Below are 14115 nucleotides of genomic sequence, written 5' to 3' on the forward strand. Positions count from 1 at the left end.
CCTCGACCGCCTGGCCCTAACAAACAGGCGCCCCCTGCCGGCGCCGGGAAACATCATCATGAACGCCAATTCCTCCCCTCCCGCGGACCCGCTCGTCATCGCCGGGCGCAGCTTTTCCTCGCGCCTGTTCCTCGGTACGGCGGGTTATCCCAACCAGAAGGTGTTTCTCGATGCGCTGGAGGCGTCGGGATCGCAGATGGCCACCGCCTCCATCCGCCGCATCAGCCTTGCCGGCTACGAGGAGAGCCTGACCGACCTGCTCTCCGGCCGCGTCCACATCCTGCCCAACACCGCCGGTTGCCAGACCGCAAAGGATGCGGTGCTCACCGCCGAGCTGGCCCGCGAGGCGCTGGAGACGGACTGGGTGAAGCTGGAGGTGATCGGCGACCGCGAGCTGCTCTATCCCAATGTGGAGGAACTGCTGAAGGCCACCGAGGAACTGGTGTCGCGCGGCTTCGTGGTGCTGCCCTATTGCAACGACGATCCCGTCACCTGCCAGAAGCTGGCCGATCTTGGCGCCGCCACGGTGATGCCGCTGGGCTCCATGATCGGCACCGGGCTCGGCATTGCCAACCCGCACATGATCGAGCTGATCTGCGCCCGCTCGCCGGTGCCGGTGGTGCTGGATGCCGGCATCGGCACCGCCTCCGATGCGGCGCTGGCCATGGAGCTGGGCTGCTCCGCCGTGCTGCTCAACACCGCGGTGTCGAAGGCCCACGATCCGGTGCGCATGGCCACTGCCTTCCGCTATGCGGTGGAGGGCGGCCGCCTCGCCCGCCTCTCGGGCCGCATTCCGAAGAAGCTGCACGCGGAGGCGTCCAGCCCCGAGTTCGGTCTGGTGGGGAGCTGAGCGCCGCGTGCTGCCCGAACCGCCGCTGTTGCTGATCACCGACCGTACACTGGCGCGGGGCGATCTCACGCAAGTGGCGATTGGGGCCTGCGCCGGCGGATGCCGCTGGATCAGCCTTCGGGAGAAGGACCTTCCGGCGGCGGAGCAGATCGCCCTGTTCGCCCATCTGCGGGAGGCGACACGCGCCTTCCGCCCCCGCTTGACGCTCCATGGCCCGGCTGAACTTGCTCTCGCCGCCGGAGCGGACGGGGTGCATCTCCCCGGCGGCGGGAATGCAGAGGAAGCGCGGGCGCTGCTGGGTCCGGATGTGCTGGTGGGGCTCTCGGTCCACACCTTGGCCGAGGCGGAAGCCGCCGATGGGGCTAGCCTCGACTACATCAACGCGAGCCCGGTCTTTCTCACCTCGTCCAAGCCCGGCTACGGCCCGGCGCTGGGAGTGGCAGGTCTTGCCGGGTTCGTGGCGGCCTCTCCGGTTCCGGTGATCGCGCTTGCGGGCATCGCGCCGGCCAACGCCCGCTCCTGCCGCGACGCCGGGGCGGCGGGCATCGCCGTCATGGGCTCGGTGATGCGGGCGGAGGATCCGGCTGCCGAATTTTCGGCCCTTCTTGCGGCTTGGGGCGGCAAGGACCCCGCGAGCGCGTCGCCTGAGCCCGACGGGGCCTTGCCAGCACGGGCCAAAAGCTGAACCTTGCCCAAAATGGGGGGCGGGCATGGGGCAGCATTCGGGGCAGGATTCGGCGGATGTGATCGTGGTCGGCGCGGGGCCGGTGGGGCTCACGCTGGCGGCGGAACTGGCGCGGCACGGGGTGCGTTGTCGCATTTTGGAGAAGGCGACCGCCCCGTCCATCTACTGCCGCGCGCTCGGCGTCACGCCCCGGACCCTGGAAGTCTATGAGGACATGGGCGTCGTCCGCGCCATGATCGACGCCGGGCTCTGGCTCGGCGGGCTCGCCCTGGCGGTGGACGGGGCGCCGGTGCGGACCATCGCCACCGATCTCTGCGATCTGCCCTATGGTGTTCTCGGCATCCCCCAGCCCGTGACCGAGCGCATCCTGGCGCAGCATCTCGCCGGCTTCGGCATTGAAGTGGAGCGCGGCGTCGCGGTCGCCAGCCTCGTGCAGGAGGGTGAGAGGGTGCGGCTCGACCTCACCGCGCCGGACGGGCGGGAGGATGTCGCCCATGCCCGCTTCGTGGTGGGCTGCGACGGTGCCCACAGCTTCGTGCGCCATGCCCTGCGCATCCCGTTCGAGGGGGAAGCCTTCCCCTATCCCTTCATGCTGGGCGACGTGCAACTCGCTTTTCCGGGCGACCTGAAGCCGGCGCGGGGCATCGCTTTGCGCCTCATGCGCCTGCGCGCGGATACGGCGCCGGACATGTTCATCGCCATCCCGCTGCCGGAGCACGGGCGCTACCGCGTCTCCATGCTGGCGCCGGAGAGCCTTGCCGCCGCGGGATCGGGCGAGGCCCACGGCATCCAGTCCGAACGGCCGGGGCCGTCGCTGGCCGACCTCCAGGCGGTGGCCGATCGCATCGCGCCGGGGCAGATCGTCGCCGGCGACCTGCGCTGGTCGTCCCAGTTCCGCATCTCCATGCGGCTGGCGGCCCGTTATCGCGAAGGTCAGGTGTTCCTGGCCGGGGATGCCTGCCACATCCATCCCCCCACCGGCGGGCAGGGGATGAACACCGGCATCCAGGATGCCTACAACCTCGCCTGGAAACTGGCGCTGGTGATGAAGGGCCGGGCGCCGGCCGCGCTGCTCGACAGCTACGAGGCCGAGCGTCGGCCGGTGGCGCAGGACGTGATCGCCCGCACCGTCGCCGAAAGCATGAACATCGGCGGCTCGGGCGGTGCCCGCGACCGGCTGGCCGACACCCAGATCCGGGTGTCCTATGCCGGCCTTGCCGGCGCGGCGGTGGTGGATGGCGCGGCCGCACCCGAAGGACTGCCGGGTGATCGGCTGCCGGTGGCCGGTGACCGGGCGCCGGATGCCCTCGGCTTGAGACGGCGGGGTGTCGGGGCGCCGCTTCGGATGTTCGATCTGCTGCGTGGCACGGATTTCGTGGCGGTGGTGGCCGTTGACGGGACCCGGGATGCGCTCGCGGCCATGGAGGCCCTCGGGGCACGGCTGGCCGGTAGCAACCTGCCGGTGCGGGTGGTGGCGGTGGCGCCGGCGGGGGCCAGCCTCCCCGATCCCCATGGGGTGAGCCTCGTGGAGGATGAGGCGGGGTCCTGTGCCGCCGCTTACGGGCTCGGCCCGGGGGAGGCGGTGCTGGTGCGTCCGGACGGTTATCTCGCCTGGCGGGGAGATGCGGGCGAGGCGGATGGTGCCCTGCGTCTGGTGGTGGGAGCGGGGTAGGTCAAGCCCGGGGCTGCCGTGGCGCGGTGGTATTCGGTAGGTGCATCGGGATCGAGGCGAAGCGTTCGATCCAAATTCACCGTCGAAACGGCACCAGCACCATTTCCATCCTGACCACTCATGGTCTAGCTTTCGGCCACCGATGGAATTCGGATGTCGTTGGGGGGAACGTCATGGCCGTTACACGCCGTACTTTGCTTGCGGGCCTTGTCTCGTGCCCGGTCTGCGCCAGCACCGCGCTCGCGGCGGGTGCGCACTGGAGTTATGAGGGCCACGGTGGCCCGCAGGAATGGGGTTCGCTGGAAAGCGGATTCCAGGCCTGCGCGGTGGGAGGCCAGCAGTCGCCGATCAATCTGGAAGGGGCCGTGCAGGCCGCGGGTACGGGGCCGACGCTGGCCTGGAAGCCCGACGCCTTCAGAATCGTCAACAACGGCCACGCGATCCAGGCCGACGTGGTGGGGGACGCCGGAACGGCTACCATGGGCGGCAAGACCTGTATCCTGCGCCAGTTCCATTTCCACGCGCCGAGCGAGCATACCGTGAACGGGGAGCGCACCGCCATGGAGGCGCATTTCGTCCATGAGGCGCCCGATGGCAATCTGCTGGTGGCGGGCGTGTTCATGAAGGTCGGCAAGGCCAATGCCGGCTTTGCGGAGGTGATGAAGGTGGCGCCCACCACCGAAGGCGCGGCGGTGCTCAAGACACCGCTTGACGCCACGGCATTCCTGCCGGCGCAGCGGGCCACCTATCGCTACGAAGGCTCGCTGACCACGCCGCCCTGTTCCGAGGTGGTGGAGTGGCACGTCTTCGCAACGCCCATCGAGGTGAGCGAGGCCGACATTGCCGCCTTCCGCGCCATCTTCCCCATGAACGCCCGGCCGCTGCAGGCGGTGAACCGGCGCTTCCTGCTGCGGATCGATTGAGGGCGAGGGCTTACGAGCGGCCTCATACCAATGGCCCCTGAGCTTGACTCCTGGGCGTTCGGTATCGGCTCCAATGCAAAAGAAAAGGGCCGGCGCAGTGCGCCGGCCCTTTCCGTTTCGACTGTTCGCAAAGAATGCGATCAGTCTTCCTTGGTCTCTTCCCTGGTCTCTTCCTTCTCGTCGGTCTCGCCGCCGGCGGCACGCTGCTTGAGCGCGGCGCCGAGGATGTCACCGAGCGAAGCACCGCTATCCTGCGAGCCGTAGGTGGCCACGGCCTCCTTCTCCTCGGCGATCTCGAGCGCCTTGACGGAGACCTGCACCTTGCGCGCCTTGCGGTCGAACAGGGTGACGCGGGCATCCAGCTTGTCGCCCACCGAGAAGCGCTCGGGGCGCTGGTCGTTGCGCTCGCGGGCGAGCTCGGACCGCTTGATGAAGGCGGAGAGGTCGGTGCCGGTGAGCTTCACCTCGATGCCGCCGTCCTTCACGTCGGTGACTTCGCAGGTGACGATGGCGCCCTTCTTGACTTCGCCAGCCTCGGCGAAGGGATCGCCGGCAAGCTGCTTGATGCCGAGGGAGATGCGCTCCTTCTCGACGTCCACGTCGAGCACCACGGCCTTGACCATGTCGCCCTTGCGGTATTCGTCGATCACCTGCTCGCCCGGACGGTTCCAGTCGAGGTCGGAGAGGTGGACCATGCCGTCCACATCGCCGTCGAGGCCGAGGAACAGGCCGAACTCGGTCTTGTTCTTGACCTCGCCTTCCACCACCGCGCCGGGGGCATACTTCTCGGCGAACGCTTCCCAGGGGTTCTGAAGCGTCTGCTTCAGGCCCAGGGAAATGCGGCGCTTGGCGCTGTCCACTTCCAGCACCTGGACCTCGACCTCCTGGGAGGTGGAGACGATCTTGCCGGGGTGAACGTTCTTCTTGGTCCACGACATTTCGGAGACGTGGATCAGGCCTTCGATGCCCGGCTCCAGTTCCACGAACGCGCCGTAGTCGGTGATGTTGGTGACGCGACCCTTGAAGCGGGCCTCCACCGGATACTTGGCCTCGATGCCCTCCCAGGGATCGCCCAGAAGCTGCTTCATGCCGAGCGAGATGCGGTGGGTCTCGTGGTTGATCTTGATGATCTTGACCTTGACCGTCTGGCCGATGTTGAGCACCTCGGTCGGGTGGTTCACGCGGCGCCAGGCGATGTCGGTGACGTGCAGCAGGCCGTCGATGCCGCCGAGGTCAACGAACGCACCGTAATCGGTGATGTTCTTCACCACGCCGTCGATGGCCTGGCCTTCCTCGAGGTTCTGGACCAGCTCGTGGCGCTGCTCGGCGCGGGTCTCTTCCAGCACGGTGCGGCGGGAGACCACGATGTTGCCGCGGCGGCGGTCCATCTTGAGGATCTGGAACGGCTGCTGGTTGTGCATCAGCGGGCCGACGTCGCGGATCGGGCGGATGTCCACCTGGGAGCGCGGCAGGAAGGCCACGGCGCCGTCGAGATCGACGGTGAAGCCGCCCTTCACCTGGTTGAAGATCACGCCGAAGACCTTCTCGTTGGCGGTGAACGCCTTCTCGAGCTTGATCCAGCTTTCCTCACGGCGCGCCTTGTCGCGCGAGAGGACGGCTTCGCCCATGGCGTTCTCGACGCGCTCGAGATAGACCTCGACCTCGTCGCCCACCTGGATGGGGTTCTCGCGGCCGGGGCCGGCGAACTCGCGCAGCGCCACGCGGCCTTCGGTCTTCAGACCGATGTCGATGATCGCCAGATCCTTCTCGATGGCGACCACGATGCCCTTGACGACGGCACCTTCCTGCATGTCGGCGCGGCCGAAGCTCTCGTCGAGCAGGGCGGCAAAATCTTCACGGGTGGTTTCTACGGCGGACATTCACGCTCCAGACTTCTTGCGCCGGCATCTCGCGTTGCGAGGTCCGAACCGCTCGGGTGTCCGTCTTTCCATGGGGAAGGACGGACGGCCGCCGGCAAAGCGGCGGGCCGGCGCATAAGCCGGGCGGTACGGACGATGAATTGGATGTCGCGCTGTGCGCTCAGCGAAAGCCAGGGCGGGCTGCCTCCGACGATCAGGGCCGCGTATCCCGCGTACCCCTGCCCGCCCGGGCGGCTTCCTGCTTTTGAAGGAGCGCAGCCTCGGACCGGCGCTGAGATAGTCCAAAAGCCCCTTCAACGCAAGGGCTGGTGCCAGCTTCCCCTCAAGTGTGGCGGCCACGGCGGTAGCGCGCTCTCAAAACGCCGGATTCGCCCCGGGCCGTCCCGGCGCGCCGACAGGCCGGCGCCGGGAAAGCCATGTCAGGCCGCCGCCCCACGCTCCGCCGGCGTGGCCTCGGCCCGGACCACCAGCACGGGAATGGTGGAATGGGTGAGCACCTTGGTGGTCTGGCTGCCGAGCACCAGCGCGGAGAAGCCCCGCCGGCCGTGGGAGGCCATGATGATGAGGTCGCACAGCTGGCGCTCGGCGGTGGCGATGATGGCCTCAAAGGGGTGGTCGTTCTCCACGTGTACCGTCACGGCTGGCACGCCGCTGGCCGCGGCCTTCTCCGCCGCCGCGCCGAGAATGCGGTCGGCGCGCTGCTGCATGGTGCGGCGATAGATGTCTTCCGTATCGGCGATCTGTTCCGCCTCGGTGGAGAGCAGGTGGAACGGCTCGCTGGCGGTGACGAGGACCAGGCGGGCGTGGAGCACTGCGGCCAGTTCCACGGCCTGGGTGACGGCGAGATCGGAAAGGGCCGAGCCGTCGGTGGCGACGAGGATGGTCTTGTACATCGTCTTCTCCCCCTTTCGGGAGAGGAGATGATAGCAAAGGTTGCAACGTCCGCAGCTTGAGGCTGATCAACTCGGCGGGAGCGGGCGCGTCTGGCACGTCCAATTCACTCGGAGATGATCTTCACCTTCTCGCCGTACTTGATCTTGGCCGCGGCATCGAGCCCGTTGAGGATCAGGAAGCGTTCCATGGGCCGGTCCGGCACCTGCATGCGGTCGGCCAGCTTGTCCACATTGTCGCCGAGCCCCGCGGTGACGATGCGCACCCGCAACGGCTTCACCGTCTCCGCCTCGCCGGAGGAGACGCGGCGGAAGGTGTCGGCGGCGGCGCGGAACTGCTTGTCCAGCTCCGGGGTCAGCTCCCGCGCCGCGAAGATGAGGCGGTACACGTCCGAGCCGAAGCGGATGGCGAACATGCGGAACGACCACTGGTCGCCGCGGGCGATGGCGGTTGCGGCGATAAATCCGTTCACGGTGAGGGTTTCCACCGTGTTGATCTCCACCCCCTCGACCCAGCCGGAGGACAGGTACTGGGCCAGCGACTGGTCCGGGGCGACCCGCACCGCATCGAGGCGCAGCGCCTCCCGCCCGGTCTGGGTGGCGCCCAGCACCGCCTGGGAGGTGTTCTCCAGCGAGAAGCCCTCGGGCGCGGTGAAGGTGAAGCCCAGCTTGGGATGGAAGAACTTGCGCCCGCGCACGAAGCCTTCCTTGGGATCGTCGCCATAGACCATGCCGTCGATGGCGGAGAAATAGGCGTTGCGGTCGCGCTCGCCGTCGCCGGGCTTGGCGTTTTCCGCATATTGCCGGGCATTGGCGATGGCGATGGAGATGCGCTCGGGCGTTGCCGGATGGGAGGACAGGAAATCCATGTCCGGCGTGGTGGAAGAGGAGCTTGAGAAGGCCGCGCTCTTCAGGTCGCCGAACCGGCCCATGTCGGTGAGGAAGCGCGAGGCGCCGTAGGGATCGAAGCCGGCGCGCGCGGCGATGCCCACCCCGATGGCGTCGGCCTCCAGTTCCTGCCCGCGCGAGAACGAGGCGAGCGTGCGCCGGCTCTTCTGCATGGCCAGCGCCCCGAGGTCGGGATCGTTGACCACGTCGGAGATGACGCGGCTGACCAGCACCGCCTGCTTCACCTGGTCCTCGCGGATGGTGGCGTGGCGGGCGATGACGTGGGCCATCTCATGGGCCAGCACGGAAGACAGCTCGGAGGTGTCGTTGGCGAGGGACAGCAGGCCGCGGGTGACGTAGAGCGAGCCGTCCGGCAGGGCGAAGGCGTTGATGGCCGGCGAGTTCAGCACCGTGACGCGATATTTCAGGTCGGGCCGCTCGGAGGCGGCGACAAGCCGCTCCACCACCTGCTGGATCAGGGCCTTGAGCTCGGGATCGTTGTAGGCGCCGCCATAGCTTGCCACCAAGCGCTCATGCTCGCGGCGCTGGTTGGGCGACATGTCGGCGTATTCGGACGCCGAGGCGGGCGAGGTCAATGGCACGCTCGCCTGGTCGAGATCAAGCCCGGTGCAGGCCGACAGCCACAGAGGGAACAGGAGGGGAAGCGCGCGGGTGAGACGGCTCAAGCGGAGCGTGCCCCAACGGCATGCGATGCGACCGGCCGCGGGCTGGGCCGCCCGCTCCGTCGCTCGCTCCGTCTTGCCGTCCGGCCGTTGTTGCCTCACGTCCCGCACCGAAACCTCATGCAAATGCTTCACTCGCCGCCGCGCTTTGCGCGCTTTGTCCCCGCCTGCGCGCCCGCCAGAAGGGCGATCTCCCCCGGACGCTGCAGCATCATGGCAGGCCCGCCTTCTGCGCGCACCACGCCGCGCACCCGCACCACGGTGCCGCGCAACATGGCTGGTTCAAGGCTATCGCCCATGATTGTGGCGAAATCCTCCCTTGCCATCATCGCAGTGAAATCTTGCCGCCAGCTTGACCCGAAATTGAGAAAAATCCGCTCCCGTGTCCCGCCGGCCGCAAGCACCCGCCCTTCTGCTACGGTGAACAGGCCCGCGCGGATGGCCATGGCCTCTTCGTCGGCGGCCGGCGCCACGGCCGAGGGCTCGGCCCAGATGCCGCGCCGGGCCGAGCGGGCTTCCGTTTCCGCCGCGAGCCGCTGGGCCAGGCAGCCGCCCTCCTGCGCCGCGGGCTGGGCATAGCCGGCGCCCGCCCGCAGCAGCGCGGTGGCAAGGTCTTCTTCCGCGAGGTCTTCTTCCGCAAGGTCTTGTCGCGCCGGGCAGGCCAGCCCTCCGGCGGCCGACAAGCGGCGGTGCCGGTCCATGCGCCCCGCACCGGGCCGCACGAAGCAGGATTGAAGCGCCGTCTGCACCGCGCGTTCGGCCGCGCGGGGCAGCGCCGCATCGCTGGCGAGCCGCGAGGGCAAAGCGATGCCCTCCGGCACGAGCCGTCGCCCGTCGGACAGGACCAGTGCGCCCGCATCGGACCAGGTGGCGCGAAGGTTGGCACCGGAGCCCTCGTCCACGCCGCCCTGAGCTGCCGGCATACAGGCCGCATCCGCCCGGGCCGCCTGCGGTCCGGCCGCGACCGCAAGGGCGATTACGATCGAGGCAAGGGCAGAGGAGGCAAAGGCAGAGGAGGCAAAGGCAGAGGAGGCAAGGGCAGATGAGGCAAGGGCAGATGAGGCAAGGGCAGATGAGGCAAGGGCAGATGAGGCAAGGGCAGATGAGGCAAGGGCAGATGAGGCAAGGGCGATGATAGCCGTCCGTAGGCGGCGCCCGCCCCGTTCCCGCTTCGCTTCCGGTGCCTGCGCGCGGCTGCGGGCGAAGCGGGTGTGGTGGGTGCGCAACTGCATGACCGGACGATAGCCGATGGCGGCATGCGCATGAAGGTGCCCGCGATCAACTCTGCTTACACCCTCTTTCCATTACCCGCTTTCCACCGCCCACCCGACGCCCTTTCCTCCCGCCGCGGCTCGTTCTAGAAGGAAGCTGTGTCCCGGTAGCTCAGCAGGATAGAGCAGCGGTTTCCTAAACCGCAGGTCAGGGGTTCGAATCCCTTCCGGGACACCAGTTGTCATTCTTGCGGGTGTCTGCACGTCCGAAGGTGCTGAGAAACAAGGCGCCGCGCGGGCCTGAACCCTGGTCGATACCTCAAGCTCATCAGCCACTGGCATGGGGTGGGCTGGATTTTCGGATCTCCAGGGCCATCCTCTGGAACACACTTGACCAGTCTCCAGCCCGTGCCTGCCGGAAGAGCCGCAGGCTGGGAAAGAAGGGGGTTCTCTCGCCCTCATACCCCCAGCGCCAGTCGGGCACAGCCCGCAGGGCCACGAAGGCCGGGCAGTCATAGGCGCCGGCGACGTTCGCCAGCGCGGTGTCGGTGGTCACCACCAGATCGAGGTGAGGCATCAGGCCAACGGTATCGATGAAAATGCCGTCCGCGTTGAAATCCGCGTCGGGCCGCACAATGGCCTCGCCGAATGGAACCGCATCCAGTTGCTCGGTGCCGGCGCCGTGTTGAAGACTCAAGAGGCGCACGCCGGGGATCTCCGCGAGCGGAGCAAAAAGCGACAGCGGAACGGAACGCCCCACGTCCACATGGCGCGACGGGTTGCCTTGCCAATTGATGCCGATGGTGAAGGCACCGTCCTTGCGTAAATGGCGCCATCGGGAAGCCCGATCGGGCGGGGCGACGAGATAGGGCGCCTCTGGCCAAAGGGCGGGATCAGGACAGACCAGATGGGGCAGGCTGCCGAGCGGGGCCCAGCGCAGGCCAGGCATCGCCTGATCGATGGTCGACAGGTCGGCGACGACCGGGACGCGGTCATCAAGGTGTTGAAGCAACGGGACAAGGCCGGGCCGCGTCAGCAGGATGGTCCTTATCCCGCGGTCCGCCAGAATCCGCACAAGGCGGCCGAACAAGATGACGTCGCCGATCCCCTGTTCGCCGAGGACAACCAGCAGTTCCGGTTCGTCCCGCCCGTCCCAGCGCGGGAACGGGAGTGGCATGAAGGGTGGCGGCGAGATGCCTTCCCGATGTTCATACCCCGCCCAACCCGCGCGCCAATGGCCGCGGGCAAGATCGTCCATCGCCTTCGAATACAGGGCATAGGGTTGCGCCGGATCGGCCTTGAGGGCGCGGTCGAGCGCGGGGCGCATGTCATCCAGGCGGCCGAGATCCGCCAGCAGGCGGGCGCGCGAGACATGCGCGGATGCCAGCCGTGGGTCGAGTGCCAGCGCGGCGTCAATGTCGGTCATGGCGCCGGGGGCATCGTCCAGCGCACGCCGGACTTCTGCGCGATTCTGCAGGAGCAAGGCCGATTTCGGTTCGATCCGCAGGGCGCGCGCGCATGCATCGCGCGCTGCGGGAAAATCCTCGAGCAGATGCAGGATGGCAATCAGCCGCCCGTGGAAAACAAGGTTCTCCGGCGCGAACTCGACCGCCCGTTCCAAGCTCAGACGTGCCTGGGGCCAGTCACCAAGGCCTAGAAAAGCTTGCCCACGCAAGAATTCGGCATCCGCAAGACGGGGCGACAAGCGCAACGCCGCATCCGTTGCGGCAACCACATCCTTGGGGCGGCCAAGTTCGAGCAGGGTCCCGGCCATGTTGATCAAATGGAGCGGTTGCCAGGGCTGTGCGGCGACGAGGGTCTCGCTGTCGCGCAGAGCGTCCTGCAGGCGTCCCAGGCGCGCAAGGGCGCCGGCCCGGTTGGAGCGCGCTTCGACCGATCGGGGGTCAGCTGCCAGAACAGTGTCGTAGCAGGCCACCCCCTCTTGGTGGCGACCGAGGGCACACAGCGCGTTGCCTGCCAGAAAGCGGGCTTCCATCTGTGTTCCATCGAGGTTCCACGCGATTTCGAAGGCCGCAAGCGCGCGTTGCCATTGGCCCATGGCCTGATAACCGGTGCCGAGGAGGAGCGCGGCATGGGGGCTGCGCGGATACGCTTCCCGGAGGCGCCGGGCCGTTGTAACGGCCTCCTTGTGACGCCCCAGTTGAAGCAACTCGAAGATCATCAGGCGCTGGATGTCGACGGATGTGGGATGTGCCTTTGCAAGGCGACGATAAATCGCGAACGCGTCATTGAACTGCCCAGCCTGGTGAAGCTCGGCCGCGCGGGCAAGTTCAAATGATACGTTAATGGACATGAGATGGCATGACCTCTTTCAGAATGAGATAAGTATGGCTCTCTCTTGAACAAGAGACATATATTCATTGCACTGAAATATGGAGCGCTTCCATATCAGCGGTATGACCTCAAGCATTTTCGTAAGCCTGGTCTTTTGAGAACCGGTTTGGAAACCCAAGAAACTCTGCTGTTCAATCACCGTCATGGCCGGGATAAGCCCGGCCATGACGGTGATAAAGCGCCGGCGCGGGCTGCAGGTCTCCATTTTTGGAAAATGTCCAAACAGGCTCTGAAGAGAAGGGGACGCAATAACGCTAGGGAAGGTAATGGTGCTCCCCTAAGCTTGATCCATTAAGTCGACTTTGACCCATATGGTGTAGACTATTCAAGGGTCGAGAATAATCATATTTTTTTGCTTGGCCATGGGCCGGCCCTGCCGGGCGCCGGCCGGGACCATCGGGTCGCGGGATCGGGTCGCGGGGCGGGCTGCGTGCTTCGGTCGGTCTGCGCGCTTCAGTCGGCCGGGGTCGCTTCGGGGGCGCTGGCGCTGGCGCTGGCGGCGGCGTTGGGGTCGCCGGGCTCGGTTTCCCAGGCGAGGCCGGGAATGGCCACGATGCGCCGGCCCTGGCTGTCGAGCCGGCAGACGATCACCTGGCGTTCTTCCATATAGGCCAGAAGGCGCCGCGCCCGGCCCGGCGAACGGCTGCCGTAGGCCCGGGCCACGTCGGCATCGGAGGGGCAGGTGCGGCGGTCGAACGCGGCGCGGGCGAGCGAGAGGAACACGCCCTGCATGTCCTCCGGCAGGGTGCCGGCCATGGCCAGCACCTCGGCCCAGGGGGAATCCTCGGCTTCCGCCTCGGCGGCATCGATGCCCGCATGGGCCACCGCCAGCCGGCGACGGAAGGCCGACAGGCTGAGGGCGTCCCCACCGATCCGGTGGATGCGGCAGCGCACCAGAAAGTCCTGGTAGAGCACCGAGATGGTGCGGAAGCCGGCGTCGCGCTCGCTCAGGATCTCGCGCAGCGCCGCATCGATGGCGGCCTGACGCTGCTCGGGCGAGAGGCTTGGCACCTGCGGCGCGGCGGCCGGCGGTGGCGCCGGGGGGCCGCTGCGCGCGAGCTGGGCCAGCACATCCGCCGTGGGCGCCACCGCCGGCGGCCGGCGCGGCACCAGCGGGCGGACCTCGTGGGCGCCGGGCATGAAGATCAGATCGTGGGCGTCCTCGGCGGCGGCGGGCTCCGGCAGAGGCACCAGCTTGGGGCTGGTGGAGCGCGCGGCAGTCTCCACCGGGCCGATGTGGATCGGCAGCGGGCGGCGCGCCAGAGCGGGGCCGAGGGCGATGAAATGGCCACTCTGCAGGTCGCGGAACATCTCGGCCTGCCGCCGCTCCATGCCCAGCAGGTCGGCGGCGCGGGCCATGTCGATGTCGAGGAAGGTGCGGCCCATGAGGAAGTTGGAGGCTTCCGCCGCCACGTTCTTGGCAAGCTTGGCGAGGCGCTGGGTGGCGATGACCCCGGCAAGGCCCCGCTTGCGGCCGCGGGACATGAGATTGGTCATGGCGCCAAGGGACACCTTGCGGGCCTCGTCGGACACATCGCCCGCGGCGGCGGGGGCGAACAATTGCGCCTCGTCCACCACCACCAGAACCGGATACCAGACATCCCGGTCGGCATCGAACAGGCCGCCGAGGAAGGCGGCGGCGGCGCGCATCTGCTGCTCGGCGTCGAGCCCTTCCAGGTTGAGCACCACCGAGACGCGGTGCTGGCGCACCCGGGCGGCGATGCGCTGGAGATCCGCCTCGCCACGCTGGGCATCCACCACCACATGGCCGTAGCGGTCCGCCAAAGTGACAAAATCGCCCTCCGGGTCGATGATGGCCTGCTGCACCCAGGGCGCGCTCTGTTCCAGCAGGCGGCGCAGCAGGTGCGACTTGCCCGAGCCGGAATTGCCCTGCACCAGCAGGCGCGTGGCCAGCAGTTCCTCCAGGTCCAGCACGGCCGTGTCCCCGCCCGCGCGGGTGCCGAGGTCGATGGATACCTTGGCGGGCGCCGTCATCGCGGCGACCGCCCTGCGGGGAGGGCGCAAGACGTCATGGGGGCAGTCATATCAATTCGCGGCGCCGGTTCAACCGCGCGACG

Annotated in this window: 10 protein-coding genes and 1 tRNA gene; 5 read left to right on the forward strand and 6 right to left on the reverse strand. The window is 67.9% G+C overall.

The genetic code is table 11. The annotated features are described in order from the left end of the window. Window positions 1-58: 58 nt before the first annotated feature. The 4 genes from thiG to V5F48_RS18495 all read left to right on the forward strand — a co-directional run bounded on the left by thiG (window position 59) and on the right by V5F48_RS18495 (window position 4130). The gene (gene thiG, locus V5F48_RS18480) at window positions 59-850 is read left to right on the forward strand and encodes a thiazole synthase (protein ID WP_394110279.1); all 792 of its coding nucleotides are present in this window, start codon (window positions 59-61) and stop codon (window positions 848-850) included. A gap of 7 nt (window positions 851-857) precedes the next feature. Next, window positions 858-1535 (forward strand): thiamine phosphate synthase, encoded by a 678-nt coding sequence (locus V5F48_RS18485; protein ID WP_394259894.1) that lies wholly within the window; start codon window positions 858-860, stop codon window positions 1533-1535. A gap of 25 nt (window positions 1536-1560) precedes the next feature. Beyond that, window positions 1561-3207: an FAD-dependent monooxygenase gene (locus tag V5F48_RS18490; RefSeq protein WP_394259895.1), complete on the forward strand. Its 1647-nt coding sequence runs from the start codon at window positions 1561-1563 to the stop codon at window positions 3205-3207. Between the two features lie 173 nt (window positions 3208-3380). Beyond that, entirely contained in the window at window positions 3381-4130 is a 750-nt protein-coding gene (locus V5F48_RS18495; RefSeq protein WP_394259896.1) for a carbonic anhydrase, read from the forward strand. Window positions 4131-4270: 140 nt separating this feature from the next. On the opposite strand, the gene rpsA is transcribed toward V5F48_RS18495, so the two are convergent. The 4 genes from rpsA to V5F48_RS18515 all read right to left on the reverse strand — a co-directional run bounded on the left by rpsA (window position 4271) and on the right by V5F48_RS18515 (window position 9394). Then, window positions 4271-6010 (reverse strand): 30S ribosomal protein S1, encoded by a 1740-nt coding sequence (gene rpsA / locus V5F48_RS18500; RefSeq protein ID WP_394110283.1) that lies wholly within the window; start codon window positions 6008-6010, stop codon window positions 4271-4273. 419 nt (window positions 6011-6429) lie between these two features. Beyond that, window positions 6430-6903, reverse strand: coding sequence for a universal stress protein (locus V5F48_RS18505; RefSeq protein ID WP_394259897.1), 474 nt, complete (start codon window positions 6901-6903; stop codon window positions 6430-6432). Between the two features lie 104 nt (window positions 6904-7007). Further along, complete coding sequence (locus tag V5F48_RS18510; protein WP_394259898.1) at window positions 7008-8474, reverse strand: M48 family metalloprotease; 1467 nt, start codon at window positions 8472-8474, stop codon at window positions 7008-7010. Window positions 8475-8602: 128 nt separating this feature from the next. Beyond that, window positions 8603-9394: a hypothetical protein gene (locus V5F48_RS18515; RefSeq protein ID WP_394259899.1), complete on the reverse strand. Its 792-nt coding sequence runs from the start codon at window positions 9392-9394 to the stop codon at window positions 8603-8605. A gap of 449 nt (window positions 9395-9843) precedes the next feature. On the opposite strand from V5F48_RS18515, the gene V5F48_RS18520 reads away from it, so the two are divergent. Beyond that, window positions 9844-9920: transfer RNA gene (locus tag V5F48_RS18520), tRNA-Arg, on the forward strand. 90 nt (window positions 9921-10010) lie between these two features. Here the strand turns inward: V5F48_RS18520 and V5F48_RS18525 are convergent. Then, a complete protein-coding gene (locus V5F48_RS18525) occupies window positions 10011-11996 on the reverse strand; it encodes a tetratricopeptide repeat protein (protein WP_394259900.1) in 1986 nt (661 codons plus the stop codon). 494 nt (window positions 11997-12490) lie between these two features. Beyond that, entirely contained in the window at window positions 12491-14032 is a 1542-nt protein-coding gene (locus V5F48_RS18530) for an ATP-binding protein (RefSeq protein WP_394259901.1), read from the reverse strand. Window positions 14033-14115: the final 83 nt, after the last annotated feature.

This window comes from Xanthobacter autotrophicus ATCC 700552, from assembly GCF_043194565.1.
Lineage (GTDB): Bacteria > Pseudomonadota > Alphaproteobacteria > Rhizobiales > Xanthobacteraceae > Xanthobacter > Xanthobacter autotrophicus_F.